Raw genomic sequence first — 22,085 nt, forward strand, 5'->3', positions numbered from 1 at the left:
CTGCGTTGCGCTCACTGCAGACCGCCGAAGAAGATCTGCCAGGCACGGATATCGCGGTCGGCGATGAGACCACGCTTGTAGAAGGGTTCCTGATCCAGCAGGGCGGCAACGTCCTCGACCGAGTCACCCTCGAACACCAGTAGCGCTCCGGGGTCGCTCTCCGGGCCGAACGGACCGGAGACCCGCAGTCGACCGGCCTTGTACTGGTCCTCCAGGAAAACCTTGTGTTCGGGGCGGTGCTCGTCACGCGAGGCCGCGTCGTCGGTGTAGGTGTAGATCACCGCATACGTACCCATGGGGCTCGCTCCACTTCTGATCCGGGGCAGCCCGGCTGTCCGGTGACTGCCGTGACACCCGGCATCATCGCGAAACGCGACTATTTCTGTCCAAGACAGAATTGGATACCTACTTAGTGCTTATTACACATAATCAGGATGGGATTCCCGAGGTCGTGGTGCGGGCTCGTTCAGGCATTGCCGGGCACGTCCGCGGAGTCCTCGGCAGACACGTCAGCCGGGGCGAACACCTCGTCGGCCACCGCGAGGATGGCGCGCAGCGCCTCGGAGGAGTGCTCGGGATTCCAGGCGATGCCGGTTCTCAGCACCGGAGGGGTGCCCACCAGCGGAACGAAGACGGCACCTGCGGGCATGATCGAGCGCAGGCATTCGGGCGCCAGGCTCACTCCGACTCCTGCGGCCACGAACGACAGGATCAGGTAGGGGTCGTAGACCTCCTGGGCGATCCTGGGTCGAAAACCCGCTCGCACACAGGCATTCACCACGATCTCCCGGTAGACCGATCCCGCCTGCAGCGGCATCGTGACGAAGTCATCGCCGGAGAGCTCGGCGAGATCGATGCCGTCGGCGGTGGCCAGCGGATGGTCGACGGGAAGGACGACTCCGAGGGACTCTTCGGCGATGTCTCGGGAGCACACCATCTCCGCGGACAGCGGCAACCCCACGAACGCCAGGTCGAGACTGCCCTGTTGGAGCTGATGGAGAGCATCATACGTGGCCACCCTGTTCACCAGGGTGAGCGCGATGTTGGGGTGGCGCGTGCGCACCGTGCGGGTCAGCGGGGGCAGGGTCCGATGGTTGAGCGCGCCCGAGAATCCGATCGTCACCTGGCCGTAGACTTCTCCGTGCGTGGCGCGGGCGGCCCGCTGCGCCAGGTCCATCTCACCCACGATCCTTCGCGCATGCGGGAGGAACGCATGACCTGCCGAGGTCAGGGAGACCGCTCGCGTGCTGCGTTCGAACAGTGTCGCTCCCAGCCGGCGCTCGAGCTTTTTGACGGTCTGACTCAACGGCGACTGGCCCATGTGCAGTCGTTCGGCCGCGCGCCCGAAATGCAATTCCTCGGCCACCGCGATGAAGGCCTCGACCCAGCGAATCTCCATGTCCCATCCCAGCAGACGGCATCGACACCCCCATAGTGCCGTGCGCTGTGATCGCCGGGCCCCAGGCCCGGTGCCGCCTCCACGGGTCCGGACACGCGGGCGGACACCGGGCCGATGGAGGCGATTCACGATAGCGTGCCGACATGGATCCGGCGCTACGAAGCGACCGCCTGCTGGTGCGGGACTGGACCGTCGACGATGCCGAGGAGGCGTTCGCGATCTACGGATCGGCCGAGATCGCGAAATGGTTGGCTCCGGCGATGCAGCAGGTCCCCGACCCCATCGCGATGCGCTCGGTGCTGGAGGCCTGGATCGAGGACCAACCCAACCTCATCCCCCCGAGCGGCCATTGGGCGCTGGTGCGGCGCGCGGACGAGGTGGTCGTCGGCGGGCTCGCGCTGCGGCTGCTGCCGCCGCACGAGGAGGACGTCGAAATCGCCTGGCAGATCCGGCCCGACGAATGGGGACGCGGATATGCCACCGAGGGCTGCCGGCTACTCATGCGATGGGCATTCACCCAGGACATCGACGAACTGTTCGCCGTGGCCCGAACGAACAACACTCGTGCGATCGCCACGGCCCGCCACATCGGCATGGAATGGGTCGGGGAAACCACCAAGTACTATGGACTTCGACTGCAGGTGTTTCGGATCCGCCCCGCTGATCTCGACAGTGTTCCTTCCTGAGGTTCCTTCCCGAGCGGACCGTCGCACCTGCCGGCCGCGCCCGGAAAACGCTTGTACGAGTCGGAGACGAACACCATCCGGCACCGATGGGAAGAGGTCCAGCGTGCAGCCCACACCCGAGGTCATCGACAATCCCGACCGCTCCCGGTTCGAGCTCTATTCGGGAGAGGAACTCATCGGCTTCGCCGAGTACCGCACCCGGGAGCAGACGATCGATTTCGTGCACACCGAGGTGGACTCCCGGTTCAAGGGGCGCGGACTGGGTACGCAACTGGTCGGTACCGCACTGGAGGCCGCTCGCCTGCGGGATGCGGCCGTCGTACCGCACTGTTGGTTCGTTCGCGACTGGATCGCCGAACATCCCGACTACCGGGACCTGGTACCCGAGCGGCTGCGTCCCGAATTCGATCTTTGATCCGAGCGGACCGGCCCGAGCAGGCCGCGATCAGGACTGCGGCAGGTAGCCGAGCTGCGCCGAGAGCTCCTCGGAGGCCACCGTCATCGCGCCCACGACTTCCTGGACCCGTTTCCGGGAGAACCGGTAGGACGGGCCGGAGGCACTCAGCGCCGCGATCACACCACCGTCATGGTTGTACACCGCGACGGCAGCGGCGTTGAGACCGAGTTCCAGCTCCTCGTAGCTGGTCGCATAACCGTCCCGCACGATCGCGTCGAAGTCCTTGCGCAACTCGTCGGGCTCGGTGACCGTGCGCACCGTGTACCGTTCGAGTTCCTCGGTGAGAAGTTCGTCCTGGTCTTCCTGCGGTGCATGCGCGAGCAGCACCTTCCCGCTCGAGGTGGCATGCAGCGGAGTGCGCTGACCGACCCAGTTGTGCGCGGTGACCGCCGCGGTTCCCCGCGCCTGACTGATGTTGATGGCGACGTCGTTGTCCCGGACCGCGATATTGACCGTCTCGCCCAGTTCGGAGGCCAGCGAGTCACAGAACGGCCGTCCGAGTCGAGGCAGATCCATGCGCTCGGTCGCCGCTCCGGCGAGCCGGACGACACCGAACCCGATCGCGTATTTGCCGCGATCACCGAGCTGCTCGACCATGCCCCGCGTTTCGAGCACGCTGACCAGCCTGGACGCGGTGGATTTGTGCACTCCCAGTTCACCGGCGATCTCCGTGATCCCGGCTTCACCATTGCGCGCCAGGAATTCCAGCACGGTCACAGCCCGATCGACGGACTGCACGAGTGCACCGGAGCTCTTGGCGCGTGACTCCTCTGCGTTACCCACGGGTCAACAGTATCCGTTACGGGGGTGCATGCCGGAACCGTCCGCGCGTCTCGACTCTCTGATACCAGGAAACCACATCTGTGCTGGATCATACCTGCTGTTCCCTATAGCGCAACATCGCAGCGAAAGTGCCCGGCGGAAGTCCGGAATTCGGCTCCTCGGGAACCGCGGACAGCGATCACCGATGGGTGAACTCGGCCATGGCATCCAGGAGCAGATCCGTCAGGTAGTTCGCGAAGGAGCCACGTACCAGCAGCCTGTAGTCGGGTTCGGTACCGACCTGCCAGAGCACGGCCTGCGTCCGCCCGAACAAGCTCTGCGCGCACTGGCCCGGTCCGAACGCACGCGGGTGCAGGTCCAGCGAGCAGACCTTCTCCAGTACCTCCCGAGCCGTCGGACCGGCCAGTCGAAGCGTGGTCCGATTCGCCGAAACGTCCACCGTCGAGCCCGGTGAGTCCGCCGACGCCGTTCGTACCGCCTCCACGATCCGCCCGGCTTGGCCTTCCGGAGCCATCACCAGCCATTCGTCGGGACCCAGCCACAGCACGGCATCGTGCTCGCCGCCTGCCACCCGGTTGGGTTCGCGCGGCAGGGTGAGTCCCAGTGTCCGCTCGATCCTGGCGACCGACGGACTCGCGGTAGGTGCTCGCAGGTTCACCTGGGTCAGGAACGGTTCCTCGCGCAACCGAACGCCACGCAGTCCGTCCGTACCGGCCGAGGCGAGTTCGTCCTCGCGGTCGGCAAGAGGGCTCCGTCGCAAGCTCGCGGATGCGGTCCGTGTTTCGTCGATGTCAACGGCCGTCACGGCGGACTCCTTCCTCGTCGTAGAAGATCGGTGTGGTGACCTCGACGGGGATGTCGGTGCCACCGACGGGCGCGTGGAGCACCTCACCGAGGCGGTGAGTCCCCTCGGTGATCAACGCGAGCGCGAACGTCCGCCCGAGCGCGGGACTGCGGTAACTGGAGGTGACGTGCCCGAGCATCGGCACCGGCGGCTGCCGTGGCGCGTCCGGAGCAACCAGATGTGCCCCCTCCGGCAACAACTTCTCCGGATCCACCGGAAGCAGCCCCACCAACTGCTTGCGGTCGGTGCGTGCGGTGTCCGGCCGTGCGAACGAACGCTTGCCGATGAAGTCCTTGCGTCGGGAAACCACCCGATCCATGCCCAGATCCAGCGGGGTGACCGTGCCATCGGTGTCCTGCCCGACGATCACGAATCCCTTCTCCGCACGCAGCACGTGCATCGCCTCGGTGCCGTACGGGGTGATGCCCAGGTCCGCCCCGGCCTCGGCGATCGCCTCCCACGCGGCGAGCCCGGACCAGGCGGGCACATTGACCTCGAAGGCCAGTTCGCCGGAGAACGAGATCCGGGATATCCGTGCCGGAATCCCGTTGTGCAGGGTGGTTTCCCGGAACTCCATGAACCCGAAGGCCTCCGCCGAGACGTCCAGGTCCGGTGCGAGGCGTCCGACCACGGTGCGGGAATCGGGACCGACGACCGCCACCGCGGCCCACTGCTCGGTGACCGAGGTGCAGTACACCACGAGGTGCGGCCACTCGGTCTGCAGCCATTCCTCCAGCCAGTCCAGCACACCGGCGGCACCACCGGTGGTGGTGCTCATGAGGTAGCGGTCCTCGGCCAGCCGCATCGACACCCCGTCGTCGAGGACCATCCCGTCGGCGGTGCACATCATGCCGTAGCGGGCCTTGCCCACCGGCAGCTTGGCGAATCCGCTGGTGTAGACGCGGTCGAGGAACTCGGGAGCATCGGGCCCCACCACCTCGATCCTGCCGAGAGTGCTCACGTCCTGCATGGCCACACCGGTCCGTGCCGCGATGCATTCGCGCTGCACGGCGGCGTCCATGTCCTCGCCCGGGCGTGGATAGTGCCGCGCACGCTTCCACTGGCCGACATTCTCGAACTCCGCGCCCGCTGCCACGTGCCAGGAGTGCATCGGCGTGGTCCGGACGGGATCGTACAGATGGCCACGGTCCCGGCCGACCATCAGCGCGAACGGTACCGGGGTGTACGGCGGGCGGTACGTGGTCGTTCCGACTTCACCCGGCGAACCGGCCGCCAGGGCCTCGGCAATCACCCCGATGGCGTTGATCCCCGAGGTCTTGCCCTGGTCCTGTCCGGTGGAGATCGTGGTGTAGCGCTTGACATGTTCCACCGAGCGCATCCCCGTCCCGAGCGCACTCCGGATATCGGCCACAGTGGCATCGCGCTGCAGGTCCACGAAGTGGTCGTGCCATTCGTCGGGAGTTCCCGATTCCGCCGGGACCAACCACAGTGGACGGGGTTGGGTACATGGCCGGTCTCCCGCGACCGGCGGCACCGGTGGCGCCGCGACGCGGAAACCGCTGGCGGTCGCCGCTTCGGCGCCTGCCGCCAGGCCCTGCGACAGGCAGCCTGCGAGATCGTAGGTTCCGCGTGCGGATCCGATGACCTTCGGCAGCGCACCGGACGACTTCTCGGGGACGAATCCCGCCGCGATGGGATCCCAGCGCAGGGCGCCACCCGCCTGGCTGAACAGGTGTACCGCCGGGTTCCAACCCCCGCAGACCGCCAGCAGATCACACGGGAAATCGTGCACCGGTCCCGTCGGGGAGCCTTCCGCGTCGATGCCCGCCACCCGGACCGAGGACACTCGGTCCTCACCCCCGGTGGCGACCACGGCCGACCCCGGATATACCCGGCCACCGGCCTCCCGGATCTGTTCGGTCAGGTGTGCGGGCGGATTCGCCCGCGTGTCCACCACGGCAGGTACCCGTGCTCCCGCGGCGATGAGTTCCAGTGCGGTGGTGTAGGCACTGTCCGATGTGGTGAGCACGACCGCCTGCCGTCCCGGCAGCACGGCATGGCGATTGACATAGCTGCGCACGGCCGAGGCGAGCATGATGCCCGGCCGATCGTTGTCGGCGAAGACCATCGGCCGCTCGTGTGCGCCCGTGGCGAGAACGACCTGCTGCGCACGCACGTGCCACAGCCGCTGGCGCGGGTGGTGTGGAACGGCCTCGGCCAGGTGATCGGTGCGACACTCGGCGATCAGCACGTAGTTGTCCTCGTAGCAACCGACCGCGGTGGAGCGGGTGAGCACCCGGACCTCCGTCATTTCCACGAGTTCGCGCACGGCCCGGCCGATCCAGTCCGTGGCCGGGCGGCCGTCGATCAACTCACCACCGTCGAGCAGCGTGCCGCCGAGCTCTCGCCGTTCGTCGACGAGGACCACGCGCGCACCACTGCGACCAGCGGACAATGCCGCCGCGATCCCGGCCGGCCCCGCTCCGACGATGAGCACATCGGTGTGCACGTATTTCTTGTCGTAAACCGCGGTGTCGGCCTCGTCGCCAAGACGGCCGACCCCGGACAGGCTTTCGGCGACCAGCCCGTCGTGGAGCTCGATCCGGGTGGCGGGCAGCATCGGCTCCTGGCAGGCACCGTGCAGTTGCACGAGTGCGTTGGGTTCGGTGCAGTCGGCAGCGACGATGCCGCGTGGGCGGCTCCGACGGATCGACGGCGCGACCGCGATCCTGCCCTCGGCCAGCAGAGCCGAAGCCAGCGTGTCCCCGGGGTGGCCGGAGAGCTCGACTCCGTCGAAGGTGAACCGCAGGGTGCGGGTGCGATCGATGCGCCCCGCCCTGGTCGTAGCATCGAGGCGGTTCGGATTCGTCATCGCGTCACCGGCTTTCTCGCCGAGGGCAGCTCGGCGCGCATCCGGTTGGTCGCCGTGTCGCGGATCGCGTTGAACCACCGTCGGCACCCGGCGGTGTGTACCCATCGCTCCGCGAGTTCTCCACACGGGTTGTCCCGGATGAACAGGTATTCGGCCCAGGCTTGGTCGTCCAGAGTGGATGTATCCTGCGGATGGTGCACATGCGCCTGTCCGCCGTAGCGGAACTCGGTCTCCTCGCGGTTACCGCACCATGGGCAACGAATCAACAGCATGGCGAAGAACCTCCTCAATGCGCGACGGCGGCGGCCCCGTGTTCGTCGATGAGCGCCCCGGTGGTGAAGCGCTCCATGCCGTACGGCGCGTTGATCGGATGGGGCTCACCGGTGGCGATGGTGTGCGCGAAGACCCACCCCACACCGGGAGTGGCCTTGAAACCGCCCGTGCCCCACCCGCAGTTGACGAACAGGTTCTCGTACGGGGTCGGACCGATGATCGGAGAGGCATCCGGGGTGACATCGACCGTTCCCGCCCAGGTACGGATCATGTGTGCCCGCGCGAAGATCGGGAACAATTCGACCGCAGCGGCGAGCTGATTTTCGATCGTACGGATCGAGCCCCGTCGGGAGTAACCGTTGTAGGGGTCGATCCCCGCACCGAGCACCAGCTCACCCTTGTGTGCCTGACTGCAATAGACATGGACGTGGTTGGACATCACCACGCAGGGATGCACCGGTTCGAGCAGTTCCGAGGCCAGTGCCTGCAGTGGGTGGCTTTGCAGCGGCAGTCGGATACCGAGGGTGTCGGTGAGCAGGCTGGTCCTGCCTGCCGCGGCCAATCCGACCCGACCCGCGGCGATGGGGCCGAGATCGGTCTGCACCCCGGTGACTCGGTCACCGTCGGTGGTGAAGCCGGTGACCTCGCAGCCCTGGATGAAATCCACGCCCATCTCGTCGGACTTGCGGGCCAGTGCCCACGCCACGTGGTCGTGCTTGGCGATGCCCGCGCGACGTTGCAGGGTCGCACCGAGTACGGGATATCTGACCTCGTCGGACGTGTTCAGGATGGGGCAGATCTCGGCGATCTCCTCGGGAGTGACCCACTCCGTGTCGACGCCGTTGAGCTCGTTGGCGAAGGACCGGCGTCGGGCATCGCGGACCTCCTGCTCGGTGTGTGCGAGATTGAGAACGCCGCGCTGGCTGAGCAGGAAGTCGTGGTCGAGTTCGGCGGGTAGCTGCTCCCAGAGGTTCAGCGCGTGGTTGTACAGTGCCGCGCTCTCGTCGAGCAGGTAATTGGAACGAATGATCATGGTGTTGCGAGCCATGTTCCCGCCCGCGAGCCAGCCACGCTCCAGCACCGCGATATCGCGGATGCCGTGGTTGCGAGCCAGGTAGTACGCCGTGGCGAGCCCGTGTCCGCCCGCACCGACGATGACCACGTCGTAACCGCGTTTCGGTTCGGGATTACGCCACAGGCGTGCCGATGGATCGGGGGGAACATGCCGAGGTGCGCCCACAGTGACTCCCTTGCGGAAAAAGCCTTCGTCGAGGGAACGCCTTTGTGCCGGTCCGGCGGCCGGAGACACCAGTGAATAATTCTCGTGTACAACTACACGACAACTGATATGTCAGTCTGTGAGGTAGGCTACGAGCCATGTCATCAGCGGTCAATTCCCCATCAGGTGACAGCTCCCCTGTCGACGGTTTCACAGGAATGCACCGGACGCAGAACCTCTCACAGGCCGAGCGCGCGTACCTGACCCTGCGGGATCTCATCCTGTCGCTGCGGCTTTCCCCGGGATCGCCGGTGCAGGAGGAGCCCCTGACCAAGGAACTGGGAATCGGACGCACGCCCTTCCGGGAAGCCGTCAAGCGGCTCCAGGCCGAATCGCTCATCGCGATCTATCCCCGGCGCGGAAGCTTCGTCACCGAGGTCAACATCACCGACCACGCCCTGATCGCCGACGTGCGCCGTCAACTGGAAGGACACGCGGCGCAACGGGCCGCCGAACGCGTCACCGAAGCCGAGCGCGGCGAACTCGAGGAACTACGCGAACTGGTCGAAGCCCTGCCCGGTGAGCAGGCCCCGATCATGGATGTGGATACCCGGGTGCACCGGACCGTGTATCGCTGCACCCACAACGGCTACCTGGAGAACACGCTCGGCCAGTACTACAACCTCGCCGTGCGGATCTGGTGCCTGTTCTTCGACCGCCTGCCCGACGTCACCGACCACGTCGTCGAGCACGGCGAGCTGCTCAAGGCCGTTATCGAGGGCGACACCGAACGTGCCGACCGGATCGCGGTCGCGCACGTGGACCATTTCGAGCACGCCATCCGCCAGGTGATCTGAACACGGACGACCTCCGCGGTCGGACACGCACCGCGTCGGCACTGCACCCACCGAAATCGCTCGAATGTGTGTCTTGACGCACACGAGCCCCCAAGCGCACTGTTGCGTGTGACGCAGTTAGTTGTCATAGGCGCAACGACAGCAGGGGGTGGAGATGGGTACGGAACTCGATTCCAGCGCGGGTGTACTCATCGTTGGCGCAGGAGTCGCCGGCTGCAGCGCGGTGTGCCACCTCGCACGTCGAGGGGTCACCGACGTGCTCGCCCCCTCGCGCTACGGCCACAGCATCGATGTCGGCCTCGCCTGCCCCGGCTGCCCGCCGATCTCACCGAGGAGGGCACCGATGTGCAGGTTGTCCGCTTCCGGCGGAGAGATCCGGCAACGGTCGTCATCGATCCCGCCTTCGATCCGAAGATGACGCGCATGCGCCGCTGACCGGTATTGATCGCGATCGACCACCCCATATGCAACGCCCGGTCGCTCCCATATGCAACGCCCGGTCGCTGACCACAGCGATCCGGGCGTCATCAACCCATCCACAAACCCACCCGTCAACTCACTCGCAGAAATCCACCCGTGGAAACCGACCCGAAAGAAAACCACACAACCCTCGAGGAGTACCCCATGAGCATCAATCCGAACCCGGGAATCCTGCAGTACCCGCGAATCCGCAAGTCCCCGTTCTTCTACGCCTCCCGCAGGCACGGCGTGAGCCTGTACAGCGTGTACAACCACACCTACCACGCTCGGCACTACGGGGACCCCGTCGCCGAGTACTGGGCCCTGCTGGAAGGTGTGACACTGTGGGACGTCGGCGTCGAACGGCAGGTGGAAATCACCGGCCCGGACGCTTTCGACTTCACCAACATGCTGGTTCCCCGGGACCTGCACAAGTGCCGGATCGGGCAGTGCAAGTACGTGTTCATCACCGCCGAGGACGGCGGCATCATCAACGACCCGGTCCTGCTGCGGTTGGGGGAGAACCACTTCTGGCTCTCGCTTGCCGACAGTGATGTGCTGCTGTGGGCCAAGGGACTCGCCTACAGCCTGGGCATGAACGTGCAGATCCGAGAGCCCGATGTGGGCCCGGTCCAGGTTCAGGGCCCCAAGTCCCGCGATGTCATGGTCGACCTGTTCGGCGAGTCCATCCTCGACGTGCCCTACTACTACGCCGTCGACCGCGAGCTGAACGGGATGCAGTTGGTCGTCTCCCGGACCGGCTTCACCGCCGAACTCGGCTACGAAATCTACCTGCACAACGCCAGCAGGGATGGCGTGAAACTGTGGGAGACCCTCTGGGAGGCCGGCCGCCCCTACGACATGCAGGTGATCGGTCCCTGCCACATCCGCCGCATCGAGGGCGGGCTGCTGTCGTGGGGCAACGACATCACCTACAACACCAACCCGTTCGAGGTCGGCTACGGCTTCGAAGCAACCTGGATGGTCGATCTCAACCAGGAGGCCGACTTCATCGGCAAGCAGGCACTGACCCGCGTCTCCAACGAGGGCATCACCCGCAAGCTGGTCGGGGTGGAGATCGGCGGACCGAGCGTCGGTAGCTTCAACGACGGGTCGATGATCGACGTCTTCGACGTGCACGACCCACACGGCCTGCGTATCGGCGAGGTCACCTCCGCCTGCTACTCGCCCCGGCTGGAGCGCAACATCGGCTACGCGATGGTGCCGATCAGCTACTACGAGACGGGGACTGCCCTGGTCGTCGATACCCAGCACGGACCGCAGGACGCGGTCGTGGTCGAAAAGCCGTTCCTCGACCCGAAGAAGGACATCCCCAAGCAAATCGAGCGGCAGGAAACGGCGGTGCCATCGCGATGACCACGAGCACGCAACAGCAACTGCAGCGGCACCTCATGCAGGCACGGTTCGAGATTCTGCCGCTGCCCGGCACCATGGACCAGGTCGGAGCCCTTTCCAGGGATGCCACCGTGACCGTGACCTCGTCCTCGGCGAAGGGTACGGAGGCGACGCTGGATCTCGCCACGCGGTTGCGGCGCGAGGGGTTCCACGTGGTTCCGCACCTGGCCGCGCGGCTCATCACGGATCGTGCACACCTATCACAACTGTGTGACCGGATCGCCGAAGCCGGAATCTCCGAAGTGTTCGTGATCGCCGGCGATGCTCCCACCGCGGCAGGCGAGTTCCCCGGTGCGCTCTCGTTGTTGCAGGCGATGGACGAACTGGGAATCCGGCCACGCCGAGTGGGGATCACCGGCTATCCCGAACCCCACGCCTTCATCCCCGACACGACGACCGTCCAAGCCCTCGACGAAAAATCCCGCTATGCGGATTACATCGTTTCCCAGATCTGCTATGACCCGACCACGATCCGGTCGTGGGTGGAATCGTTGCGAGAGCGTGGGGTCACGCTGCCGGTCTACATCGGAGCTCCGGGATCGGTGGACCCGAAGAAGCTGCTCCGGATCTCCATGAAGATCGGACTGGGCCAGTCGATGCGCTTTCTGCGCAAGCAGAACGGCATGGTCACCAAACTGCTCACGCGCTACACTCCCGAAAACATCTTCGACGAACTCGGTCCCTACCTTCTCACCCCGAACTACGGAATCGCGGGCTGGCATCTGTTCACCTTCAACGAGATCACCAGGACCCAGAAGTGGGTCGAGGACATGGCAGCACGACTGCAGGAGGTTCCGGCATGAGCATCCCGTCGGATCTGGACATCTCCCGGTCGTCCCCCCGCAAACCGCTGGAGGACGTCGCCGATCAACTCGGCATCGGCTCACACCTGCTCGAACCCTATGGCCGCGACGTCGCGAAGATCTCGCTGCAGGCGTTCGACGAGATTCCCGAGACCACCCCGGCGAAGTACGTGGTGGTCTCCGCGATCACCCCGACTCCGCTGGGCGAAGGCAAGACCACCACGACGGTCGGACTCGGACAGGCCCTGCAGCAACTCGGCAAGCGCTCGACGATCGCGGTTCGCCAACCCTCCATGGGGCCGACCTTCGGAATCAAAGGCGGCGCCGCGGGCGGTGGCTACAGCCAGGTCGTCCCCATGGAGGCACTGAACCTGCATCTGACCGGGGACATGCACGCCGTGACAGCGGCGCACAACATGCTCGCCGCGATGATCGACAACCACCTGCACAAGGGGAACCGGCTCGGCATCGACCCGCACCGCGTCACCTGGCGCCGTGTGATCGACGTCAATGACCGGGAACTGCGCAACATCGTCAGCGGGCTCGGGACCAGTGCCGACGGCACACCCCGGCAGAGCGGATTCGACATCACCGCCGCCAGCGAGGTCATGGCGGTGCTGGCGCTGTCCACATCGCTGCACGACATGCGGGCCCGGCTCGGGCGCATCGTCGTCGCCTACACCAAGGACGGCTCCCCGGTCACGGCCGAACAACTGGGCGCGGCCGGAGCGATGGCCGTGATCATGCGTGAAGCCATCAAACCGAACCTGATGCAGACGGTGGAGAACACACCGGTGCTGGTCCACGCCGGACCATTCGGCAATATCGCACACGGCAACTCCTCCATCATGGCCGATCGGATCGCCAGTCGCTGCAGCGATTTCCTGGTCACCGAGGCCGGATTCGGTGCCGACATGGGTGCGGAACGGTTCTTCAACATCAAGTGCCGCAACTCCGGGTTGCGTCCCGATGCAGCCGTTCTGGTCGCGACCGTGCGCGCCCTGAAGGCACACTCCGGTCGGTACCGTGTCGTGGCGGGCAAACCGTTGCCGGACGAGCTGCTCGCCGAGAGCCCGGACGACGTGCTGGCGGGGGCGGACAACCTGCGCAAGCAGATCGACAACATCCGCATGCACGGTGTCTCGCCCGTTGTGGCGATCAACGCGTTCCCGACCGACCATGCCACCGAACACGACGTCATCCGTCAGGTCGCCGAACAGGCGGGTGCGCGAGTGGCCGTGAGCAACCACTTCACCGACGGGGGTAAAGGCGCGGTCGAACTCGCCGAGGTGGTAGCCGAGGCAGCCGAGGATTCCAGCGACTTCCAGTTCCTGTATCCCGATTCGGCCGACCTGCGCACGAAGATCGAAACGATCGCCAAGCGGGTCTACGGTGCCGAGGACGTGTCCTATCAACCGGCTGCGGCCCGATCGTTGGACAGCTACACCGAGAACGGGTTCGACTCACTGCCGGTGTGCATTGCCAAGACCCACCTGTCGCTGAGTTCCGATCCCACACTGCTGGGAGCCCCGACAGGATGGACGCTTCCGGTACGCGAGGTACGAGCCTCGGTGGGCGCCGGTTTCGTCTACCCGATCTGCGGTGACATGCGCACCATGCCCGGCCTGGGCTCACAACCCGCGGCCGAGCGCATCGACATCGACGACCGCGGTGAGGTCGTGGGGCTGAATTGAGTCCCCTCGACACCTCCGTTCGGGATTTCCTGGCCGCGGTAGCCGCACCGACACCGTCCGCCACCGGCGGCGGCGTCAGTGCGGTGACCGCGGCTGCCGCCGCGGGACTGGTGGTGATGGTCGCCCGATTGTCGGCATCGTTACCGGACTCGGACGAGCTCACGGCACAAGCGGAGGGACTCCGCGAACGTGCGATGGAGATCGCGACGACCGATGCGGACTCCTATGCGGCGGTACTGGCGGCCCAGCGCCGTCCCCGGGAGGATCCGGAGCGTGCCCAGGCCCTGCGGGAAGCACTCGCGGAATCGGCGCAGCCACCCTTTCGACTCACCCTGCTCGCGGCCGAGATCGCCGATCTGGCGGCGGATCTGACGGCACGCGGTAAGCCGGGATTGCGCGGCGATGCGATCACCGCCGCCACGCTCGCCGCCGGTGCGGCACGAAGTAGCGCTGTCCTCGTGCGGATCAACCTGTCGACGGCCGGTCTCTCGCTCGAGCACGCCGACTCCGCCGACGTGGCAGCCGACGCGGCGGCTGCCACAGCACAACGCTGCGCGGGAACGGACCCGACCACAGCGGACCTCTCCACGGAACGTGGAGTTTCCCCCGGGTGAGGACGTGGTCTCCCACCACGGCCGACTCCGTTCACCCGAACTCGACTCGATCTCCCGGAACACCGGGTCACCCTGCTGACCGACCGGGATCCTGCGAAGGCATCCCGAGCCCTCCGGCTCGGGATGTTGACATGTGATCCACCTAACCATGAATATTTTTCGACATCTTCGTCGAAGATTCATTGTTGGTCGTTCGCACCGATCGAGGGAGACCCGATGCCCGCATCCGGCCGATTACCCCGCCTGGTGACACTGTGCCTGGCAGTCATGACCGGTGCGGCGGTGACCGCCACCGGCACCGCCGCAGCCCCCGCCACCTCCGCCTCGTTCTACGATCCACCTTCGCCCCTGCCTCCGGGAGAGAACGGCGACATCATCCGCCACGAACCATCGGAGTTCTTCCTCGACCCGCTCAAGACCTTGCCCGCCCGGGCCGATGTGCAGCGAATCATGTACCGCAGCACGGACACACACGGCGAGCCCATGGCGGTCACCGGCACCGTACTCACCCCACACGCGCCGTGGCTCGGCACGGGCGAGCGCCCGATCATCGGTTATGCGGTCGGTACCCAGGGCCAGGGTGATCAGTGCGCTCCCTCCAAGCTGCTGGCCGCAGGCAAGGAATACGAGGGCCTGTTCCTGAAGGGTCTGCTGGCACGAGGCTACGGAATCGCGATCACCGACTACGAGGGCTTGGGCACCCCCGGTACGCACACCTACACCAATCGCGCCTCGCAGGCGCACGCGGTGCTCGATGCGATCCGCGCCGCCCAGCGCCTGGACGAGTCCGGCCTGCCCGACGACGGGCCCGTCGCCACCTCCGGATACTCCCAAGGTGGCGGTGCCTCCGCCGCCGCAGCGGAACTACAAGCCGACTACGCGCCCGAGCTGGACTTCCGCGGCTCCTACGCGGGAGCGGTACCGGCCGACCTCGGCGCCGTGGCTACATTTCTCGACGGCAGCCTCTACTTCGGCTTCACCGGTTACGCGATCAACAGCCTCGAGGCCGCCTATCCCGCGGTGAACACCGACGAAATCCTCAACGAGCGCGGAGAGCGACTGCTCGACGAGGTCGAGCAGCAGTGCGTGGGCGAAACCGTCGCCCGATATCCGTTCACGGAGTCCAGCACGCTCACCGAGGACGGTCGTACGCTGTCGGCCTACCTCGGCGAGGAGCCCTACGCCGCCGTCCTGGCCGAGCAGCACATCGGCAACCGTGCCCCCGAAGCACCGGTTCTGGTCGCGCACAGCTTCCTCGACGACACCGTGCCGTACGAGCAAGGCAGGAGCATGGCCCGCGCCTGGTGCGAAGCCGGGGCGACCGTGCGGTTCTCCACCTACTCGTCACCAACCCACGCCGCCACCGCAGCAGCAGCCTTCCCGGAGGCATTCGCTTTTCTGGAAGGACGCTTCGCCGGTCTTCCCGCTCCCGATAACTGCGGTACCTTCTGACGCCCTGACGCCATCTCCACGTCAACACCATCCCGACCGCCCCGGGGCCTCTCCGTGCTCCGGGGCGGTTTCGTTCGGTAATCGGACCCGATCACGAGACTCCGGCGGGCATCCCTGTATTGCGCACTTGCCCCCTCGCGGTGAAACTCCCGAGTAACTCGGCCACAAAACGGGGTTGTATTCGTATCACCATTACGGCACAGTGTTGCGCACCACGGTCGACCCACCATGTCGACGCAACGCTCAACGGCGAGGAGTTCCACGTTGGAAACGATGCAACCCGCATACGGGGTTGTCCCCCTGTTGCTCATCGCAGCAGCAGCGGTCGCGTTGCTGCTGCTGCTGATCATGCGGTTCAAGCTGCATGCCTTCATCTCACTCGTGCTCGTCAGCCTGCTGGTGGCCCTGGCCACGCAGGTACCGCTGGACGAGATCGTGGATACCCTGCTCGCAGGGTTCGGGGAGACTCTTGCCAGCGTCGGTCTGCTGGTCGGCCTGGGAGCCATGATCGGGCGACTACTCGAGATCACCGGCGGTGCGCAGGTCCTGGCGAACACCCTCATCAACCGCTTCGGAAGCAGCCGCGCTCCCCTCGCACTCGGCGTGGCATCGCTGATCTTCGGTTTCCCGATCTTCTTCGACGCGGGATTCGTCGTCTTCCTGCCGATCATCTTCAGCGTGGCCAAGCGATTCGGTGGCTCGGTGCTGCTGTACGCACTGCCGGTGGCCGGCGGGTTCGCCGCGATGCACGCCTTCGTCCCACCTCATCCGGGGCCGGTCGCCGCGGCGACGCTGCTCGGCGCCAACGTCGGCCTGGTCCTGGTGGTCGGTTTGCTCGTCGCGATTCCCTCCTGGTACGTCGGCGCCTACCTGTTCTCCCGGTTCATCGGCCGCCGTATCGACGTGCCGATCCCCAACATTCCCGGTGCCGGGATCAACAGTGGCGGTGCCGGTGGCGGCGCCAGTGACACCGAGAACGAGGGGCAGGAACCCCCGGTGCAGCTGCCGCGCTTCGGCACCGTGATCATGATCCTGCTGGTCCCGCTGTTCCTGATCTTTTTGAACACGGGCCTGGACACGCTGGGCAGCATCGGCGTGGTGAATCCCGATCAGACGTGGGTGCAAGCGCTGCAGATGATCGGGCAGACCCCGATCGCCCTGCTGGCCACGGCCATTCTCAGCATCGTGGTGCTGGGGCGCGGCCGCTCCAACGCCAACGTCGAGCAGATCGTCAACGGTGCGCTGGGCCCGGTGTGCTCGATCATTCTCATCACCGGTGCCGGCGGTATGTTCGGAGCGGTACTGAACAAGAGCGGGATCGGTACCGCTCTCGCCGACACGTTGGAGGCTGCGGGACTTCCGCTGATCGTGGCGGCTTTCGTGATCTCGACGACCCTGCGGGTCGCCCAGGGCTCGGCAACCGTCGCACTCACCACCACCGCGGGGCTGCTCGCCCCGACCGTGGCGGCCACCGAGGGCTTGTCCCCGCTCTACCGAGTCCTGCTGGTGCTGGCCATCGCCTGTGGTGCGACGGTGCTCTCCCACGTCAACGACTCGGGGTTCTGGCTGGTGACCCGCTTCCTGGACATGGACGTCAAAACGGGCTTGAAGACCTGGACGGTGCTGGAGACCCTGCTCGGCGGGATCGCCTTCCTGCTGGTCTTCCTGATCAGCCTGGTGGCTTAGCCGTGATCGTGTTCCGTGGAGTCGGGAGTGCGCGGCGGTGGCTCCGCCACGGCCGCGCTCACCTCGGTGACGATGCTGTGCATCGCCACTCGGGCCACATCCGCATCGCCGGCCACGATCGAGGAGGCGACCAGCGCGTGGAAGCGCAGGGCTTTCTCCTCGGGCTGCGGCGGCATCAGGCGATGCACCGTGCGCCCCACCAGCACCTCCTCGATGACCTCGCACAATCCGGCCATCATCTCGTTGCCCGAGGACACCAGCACGAGGCGATGGAACTCGATGTCCAACGACAGAAACGCTTCCAGGTCCCCGGAGCGGCCGGTCTCGCCCATCAGCGGACCCAACTCGGCCAGTCGGGAACGCTGCTGCGGCGACGCGTGCTCAGCGGCCAGGGCGGCAGCGGGCGGCTCCACGGCAGCTCGCAGTTCCGTCAGCGACCGCAGTTGGGCGTCACGGCCGTGTCCCGCCATGCGCCAGCGGATGAGCTGCGGATCGAAGACGTTCCACTCGGTTTCCGCGGAGACTGTGACACCCGTGCGGGGCCTGCTCACCACCAGGCCCATCGACTGCAGGACGCGCACGGCCTCGCGAGCCACGGTGCGCGAAACACCGAACTGCTGCTCGATCCGTTCGAGGGTCAGCACATCCCCCGGAACATAGTCACCACTGACGATCGCCGGGCCGAGCACGCTCAGCACACGGTTATGCAGGGTTCGATGATGCATCGAGACCATCCGGCACACCACCTCCCACACCGGCGTCGAGATCGCCCACGACAGCGCCTCGCATTGATATCACCAATCATACTGTCACCAAGGCCGCATGGCCGGCATGCAAACCACAGCCACTCCGAGAGAGGAAAACACGATGTCGATCCACGTCATGATCATGGGTGTGGCAGGATGCGGCAAAACAACGGTCGGCAAGCTGCTGGGAGAGCGGAGCGGCCTGGAGTACGCGGAAGCGGACGAGTTCCATCCACCTGCCAACATCGCCAAGATGAACTCGGGGCAGGCACTCACCGACGAGGATCGCCTTCCGTGGCTACACCGGCTCTCGGAGTGGACGGGCGAACGTCGGCGTGCCGGTGTATCGACGGTGCTGGCGTGCTCGGCACTCAAACGTTCCTACCGCGACATCCTGCGCGTCCACGCCCCGGATCTGCGGATGGTGCACCTGTCCGGGCCTGCTGACCTGGTTCGATCCCGGATGCTCAGCCGGGGGGAGCATTTCATGCCCGCTGCACTCCTGGAGTCCCAACTGCGGGACCTCGAACCGTTGCAGGACGACGAGGACGGCACCACGCTGGACCTGACACTCGCACCGACCGATCTCGTGCAACGGTCACTCGCTTGGCTTGCACAGCAACCGGCCGACAGCACTCCGTCGTGAGCCGGAGTGCCCGGTCAACACTTTCCGGTCAGCGCACCACGGTCACCGGACAGTGCGCGCTGTGCACGAGTTTCAGCGCGACCGAACCGAGCATCATGCCACCGAGAGCACCATGCCCCTGGTTGCCCAGTACCAGCAGGTCGGCCTGACGCGTCAGCCCCACGAATTCGTCGACCACGTGCCCGCGCAGCAGCCTTGTCTTGAGGTCCACCTGGGGAAACTCCGCACGTACCGGATCGACGACCTTGTCCAGGGAAACCCGGGCACGCTTTTCGAGCTCCACGTCGGGGACGGCCACTCGGTAACCGAACTGGACCGGCTGGTGCCACACCGTGATCGCATGGACCACACCGCTGAGGCGGTATGTGTACTCCGCGGCCCAGCGCAGTGCATGTCCGGACTTGTCCGAGCCATCCACGCCCACGATGACAATCGGTGGACGCTGCGCCATGATCGACTCCCTCCGGTGCCCCTCGCCTGCCATGACGAAAAGGCCGGTACTTCAGCAAACGCTCGGGCCCTTTTCCGACACACCACTTGATCGTATGGCACACATATCGCCTTCGCCAACCACACGACACGCCCGCCGGGCATGATCGGGCAACAGGTGCAGGCACCGAGAAACCGGCTGCTGCCGCACCGGCAGGCGGATTCCTACAGCTGGTCGACGGCGGTCACCCGGATGACCGCCGTGCCCGCCTCGTCGGAGGCGGCGAGGTCGATCTCGGCGCTGATACCCCAGTCGCGATCCCCGGCCGGATCGTCGAAGATCTGCCGCGCGGTCCACGGGTCGTTGTCCTCGTTGATCATCAGCAGCGCAGGGCCTCGCGCGTCGGCACCGGTGCCGATCTCCTCGTGCTGGTCGAAGTAGTCGTCCAGCGCCTCCGCCCACTCGTCGGCATCGAAACCGCTTTCGTGGTCGAGTTCGCCGAGCTCCTCGTGACGGCGCTGGGCGGCAAGCTGAACGCGCCGGAACAGCGCGTTACGCACCTGCACCCGGAATGCGCGGGTGTTCGCGGTCACCCGCCACGTCTCGTCGGCGGTCGGTGCCGGGGCAGCGGATTCCTCCCCGGAGGGATTGCGCAGGCGTTCCCACTCGTCGAGCAGGCTGGAGTCGACCTGGCGCACCAGCTCGCCCAACCACTCGATGAGATCACCGAGCTCCTCGGTCTTGGCATCGTCGGGCACGGTGTGGTGCAGTGCCTTGTAGACGTCGGCCAAGTACCGCAGCACCAGCCCTTCCGACCGTGCCAGGCCGTAGTGGTTGACGAACTCGACGAAGTTCATCGCCCGCTCGGACATGTCCCGCGCGACGGACTTCGGCGACAGCTCGTGCTCGGCAACCCACGGGTGACCCCGCCGGTAGGTTTCGTAGGCCGCCTCCAGCATCTCCTCGAGTGGCCGGGGATAGGTGATGTCCTCCAGCATCTCCATACGTTGCTCGTACTCGATGCCGTCGGCCTTCATCTGCGCGACCGCCTCGCCACGGGCCTTGTACTGCTGGGCCGACAGGACCTGACGTGGATCGTCCAATGTCGACTCGATGATCGAGAGCACGTCGTGGGCATAGGAGGGCGACTCCGCGTCGAGCAGTTCGATCGCGGCCAGAGCGAACGGCGACAGCGGCTGGTTGAGCGCGAAGTCGAACTGCAGGTCCATCGTCAGCCGGACCGTGCGTCCTTGCTCATCGGGCTCGTCGAGGCGTTCCACGACCCCGGCGGCCAGCAGAGCCCGGTAGATCGCGATCGCCCGCAGGATGTGCCGCCGTTGGGCGGGCCGGGACTCGTGGTTGTCGGTCAGCAGGTGCCGCATCGCCGCAAAGGCGTCACCCGGCCGGTTGACCACGTTGAGCAGCATCGCGTGCGTGACGTGAAAGCTCGATGTCAACGGTTCGGGCTGTGCCTCGACGAGCTTGTCGAAGGTTTTCTCGCTCCAGGACACGAAACCCTCGGGAGGTTTCTTGCGCACCACCTTGCGGCGTTTCTTCGCGTCGTCGCCCGCCTTGGCCAGCGCCTTCTCGTTCTCGATCACGTGCTCGGGCGCCTGTACCACGACGTAGCCCGCCGTGTCGTAGCCTGCACGGCCCGCGCGACCTGCGACCTGATGGAACTCCCGAGCCTTGAGATGCCGGGTGCGCGTGCCGTCGAACTTCGTCAATCCGGTCAGCAGCACCGTCCGGATGGGCACGTTGATGCCGACGCCGAGAGTGTCGGTGCCGCAGATGACCTTGAGCAGCCCTGCCTGGGCGAGCTGTTCGACCAGGCGTCGGTACTTCGGCAGCATCCCGGCGTGGTGCACTCCGATGCCGTGCCGGATCAGCCGCGAGAGAGTCTTACCGAAACCGGCGGTGAAGCGGAAGTCCCCGATGGCCTCGGCGATCCGGCCACGCTGCTCCCGGCTCGCGACGTTCATGCTCACCAGTGCCTGCGCCTGCTCCAGGGCCGAGGCCTGGTTGAAGTACACGACGTAGATCGGTGCCTGGTTCCCGCCGAGCAGTTCCTCGATCGTCTCGTGCAGCGGAGTCATGGCGTAGCGGAACGTCAGCGGGACCGGCCGCTCGGCGGAGCTGACCACGGCCGTCTCCCTACCCGTGCGCCGCGTCAGGTCCTTCTCGAAGTGGCTGACATCGCCGAGGGTGGCCGACATGAGCACGAACTGGGCCTGGGGCAGTTCCAGCATCGGCACTTGCCAGGCCCAGCCGCGTTCCGGTTCGGCGTAGAAGTGGAACTCGTCCATGATGACCTGGCCGACCTCGGCTCGCGCACCGTCGCGCAGTGCGATGTTGGCCAGGATTTCGGCGGTGCAGCAGATGATGGGGGCCTCGGCGTTGACGCTGCTGTCGCCGGTCAGCATTCCGACGTTGTCGGCGCCGAACACGTCGACCAGCGCGAAGAACTTCTCCGAGACGAGCGCCTTGATCGGGGCGGTGTAGAAGCTGCGCTGCTTGGTGGCCAGCGCCGTGAAGTGCGCACCGACGGCGACGAGGCTCTTGCCGGAACCGGTCGGCGTGCTCACGATCACGTTGGCCCCGGACACGGCCTCCATCAGCGCTTCTTCCTGCGCCGGATAAAGCTCGATGTCCTGCTCGCTCGTCCACGTCATGAAGGTGTCGAGCAGGGCGTCGGGGGCGGGATCGGGGGTGTCCGGGAGCTGGTCGGTAAGCGTCATCGCACTCCTATCGTCCCTGCTCATCTCCCACCGGCGGTAGGCGGGGTGCC

Annotated in this window: 20 protein-coding genes; 10 read left to right on the plus strand and 10 right to left on the minus strand. The window is 66.2% G+C overall.

What is annotated here, in order from left to right; translation table 11 throughout:
• Positions 1–11 precede the first annotated feature (11 nt).
• Together JOF55_RS02935 and JOF55_RS02940 are read right to left on the minus strand one after the other, a co-directional pair.
• A complete protein-coding gene (locus tag JOF55_RS02935; protein ID WP_310269156.1) occupies positions 12–296 on the minus strand; it encodes a YciI family protein in 285 nt (94 codons plus the stop codon).
• 170 nt (positions 297–466) lie between these two features.
• The gene (locus JOF55_RS02940; protein WP_310269158.1) at positions 467–1,399 is read right to left on the minus strand and encodes a LysR family transcriptional regulator; all 933 of its coding nucleotides are present in this window, start codon (positions 1,397–1,399) and stop codon (positions 467–469) included.
• A gap of 143 nt (positions 1,400–1,542) precedes the next feature.
• Between JOF55_RS02940 and JOF55_RS02945 the strand changes: the two genes are divergently transcribed.
• Positions 1,543–2,085 (plus strand): GNAT family N-acetyltransferase, encoded by a 543-nt coding sequence (locus tag JOF55_RS02945; protein ID WP_310269160.1) that lies wholly within the window; start codon positions 1,543–1,545, stop codon positions 2,083–2,085.
• 103 nt (positions 2,086–2,188) lie between these two features.
• Positions 2,189–2,500, plus strand: coding sequence for a GNAT family N-acetyltransferase (locus JOF55_RS02950; protein ID WP_310269162.1), 312 nt, complete (start codon positions 2,189–2,191; stop codon positions 2,498–2,500).
• A 30-nt stretch (positions 2,501–2,530) separates the two neighbouring features.
• On the opposite strand, the gene JOF55_RS02955 is transcribed toward JOF55_RS02950, so the two are convergent.
• The 5 genes from JOF55_RS02955 to JOF55_RS02975 form a co-directional block, all read right to left on the minus strand.
• Positions 2,531–3,280: an IclR family transcriptional regulator gene (locus tag JOF55_RS02955; RefSeq protein WP_374727371.1), complete on the minus strand. Its 750-nt coding sequence runs from the start codon at positions 3,278–3,280 to the stop codon at positions 2,531–2,533.
• A gap of 223 nt (positions 3,281–3,503) precedes the next feature.
• Complete coding sequence (locus tag JOF55_RS02960) at positions 3,504–4,130, minus strand: sarcosine oxidase subunit gamma (protein WP_310269167.1); 627 nt, start codon at positions 4,128–4,130, stop codon at positions 3,504–3,506.
• The gene (locus JOF55_RS02965) at positions 4,117–7,002 is read right to left on the minus strand and encodes a 2Fe-2S iron-sulfur cluster-binding protein (protein WP_310269170.1); all 2,886 of its coding nucleotides are present in this window, start codon (positions 7,000–7,002) and stop codon (positions 4,117–4,119) included. Before JOF55_RS02965 ends, JOF55_RS02960 begins: the two co-directional genes overlap by 14 nt.
• Positions 6,999–7,274 carry a sarcosine oxidase subunit delta gene (locus JOF55_RS02970; protein ID WP_310269173.1) on the minus strand — a complete coding sequence of 92 codons (276 nt, stop codon included), beginning with the start codon at positions 7,272–7,274 and terminating at the stop codon, positions 6,999–7,001. The genes JOF55_RS02965 and JOF55_RS02970 overlap by 4 nt, the downstream gene beginning before the upstream one ends.
• A 14-nt stretch (positions 7,275–7,288) precedes the next feature.
• Positions 7,289–8,515 (minus strand): sarcosine oxidase subunit beta family protein, encoded by a 1,227-nt coding sequence (locus JOF55_RS02975; protein ID WP_310269175.1) that lies wholly within the window; start codon positions 8,513–8,515, stop codon positions 7,289–7,291.
• Positions 8,516–8,652: 137 nt separating this feature from the next.
• On the opposite strand from JOF55_RS02975, the gene JOF55_RS02980 reads away from it, so the two are divergent.
• The 7 genes from JOF55_RS02980 (at position 8,653) to JOF55_RS03010 (ending at position 17,475) form a co-directional block, all read left to right on the plus strand.
• A complete protein-coding gene (locus JOF55_RS02980) occupies positions 8,653–9,351 on the plus strand; it encodes a GntR family transcriptional regulator (protein ID WP_374727210.1) in 699 nt (232 codons plus the stop codon).
• A gap of 624 nt (positions 9,352–9,975) precedes the next feature.
• Positions 9,976–11,187, plus strand: coding sequence for a glycine cleavage T C-terminal barrel domain-containing protein (locus tag JOF55_RS02985; RefSeq protein ID WP_310269179.1), 1,212 nt, complete (start codon positions 9,976–9,978; stop codon positions 11,185–11,187).
• Positions 11,184–12,029, plus strand: a complete 846-nt coding sequence (locus tag JOF55_RS02990) for a methylenetetrahydrofolate reductase (RefSeq protein WP_310269182.1) — start codon at positions 11,184–11,186, stop codon at positions 12,027–12,029. Before JOF55_RS02985 ends, JOF55_RS02990 begins: the two co-directional genes overlap by 4 nt.
• Complete coding sequence (locus JOF55_RS02995; RefSeq protein WP_310269184.1) at positions 12,026–13,723, plus strand: formate--tetrahydrofolate ligase; 1,698 nt, start codon at positions 12,026–12,028, stop codon at positions 13,721–13,723. The genes JOF55_RS02990 and JOF55_RS02995 overlap by 4 nt, the downstream gene beginning before the upstream one ends.
• Positions 13,720–14,337 (plus strand): cyclodeaminase/cyclohydrolase family protein, encoded by a 618-nt coding sequence (locus tag JOF55_RS03000; RefSeq protein ID WP_310269186.1) that lies wholly within the window; start codon positions 13,720–13,722, stop codon positions 14,335–14,337. Before JOF55_RS02995 ends, JOF55_RS03000 begins: the two co-directional genes overlap by 4 nt.
• A 216-nt stretch (positions 14,338–14,553) precedes the next feature.
• Entirely contained in the window at positions 14,554–15,789 is a 1,236-nt protein-coding gene (locus JOF55_RS03005; RefSeq protein WP_310269189.1) for a lipase family protein, read from the plus strand.
• Between the two features lie 264 nt (positions 15,790–16,053).
• Positions 16,054–17,475 carry a GntP family permease gene (locus tag JOF55_RS03010; RefSeq protein WP_374727211.1) on the plus strand — a complete coding sequence of 474 codons (1,422 nt, stop codon included), beginning with the start codon at positions 16,054–16,056 and terminating at the stop codon, positions 17,473–17,475.
• Here JOF55_RS03010 and JOF55_RS03015 read toward each other — a convergent pair.
• Positions 17,472–18,209, minus strand: a complete 738-nt coding sequence (locus JOF55_RS03015) for a FadR/GntR family transcriptional regulator (protein ID WP_310269192.1) — start codon at positions 18,207–18,209, stop codon at positions 17,472–17,474. The two genes, JOF55_RS03010 and JOF55_RS03015, sit on opposite strands and share 4 nt — an antisense overlap.
• A 133-nt stretch (positions 18,210–18,342) precedes the next feature.
• On the opposite strand from JOF55_RS03015, the gene JOF55_RS03020 reads away from it, so the two are divergent.
• Positions 18,343–18,867 carry a gluconokinase gene (locus JOF55_RS03020; RefSeq protein ID WP_310269195.1) on the plus strand — a complete coding sequence of 175 codons (525 nt, stop codon included), beginning with the start codon at positions 18,343–18,345 and terminating at the stop codon, positions 18,865–18,867.
• A 28-nt stretch (positions 18,868–18,895) separates the two neighbouring features.
• On the opposite strand, the gene JOF55_RS03025 is transcribed toward JOF55_RS03020, so the two are convergent.
• Together JOF55_RS03025 and JOF55_RS03030 are read right to left on the minus strand one after the other, a co-directional pair.
• Positions 18,896–19,318 carry a universal stress protein gene (locus JOF55_RS03025; RefSeq protein ID WP_310269198.1) on the minus strand — a complete coding sequence of 141 codons (423 nt, stop codon included), beginning with the start codon at positions 19,316–19,318 and terminating at the stop codon, positions 18,896–18,898.
• A 203-nt stretch (positions 19,319–19,521) separates the two neighbouring features.
• Positions 19,522–22,035, minus strand: coding sequence for a DEAD/DEAH box helicase (locus tag JOF55_RS03030; RefSeq protein ID WP_310269200.1), 2,514 nt, complete (start codon positions 22,033–22,035; stop codon positions 19,522–19,524).
• Between the last annotated feature and the right edge of the window lie 50 nt (positions 22,036–22,085).

The organism is Haloactinomyces albus (assembly GCF_031458135.1).
GTDB lineage: Bacteria > Actinomycetota > Actinomycetes > Mycobacteriales > Pseudonocardiaceae > Haloactinomyces > Haloactinomyces albus.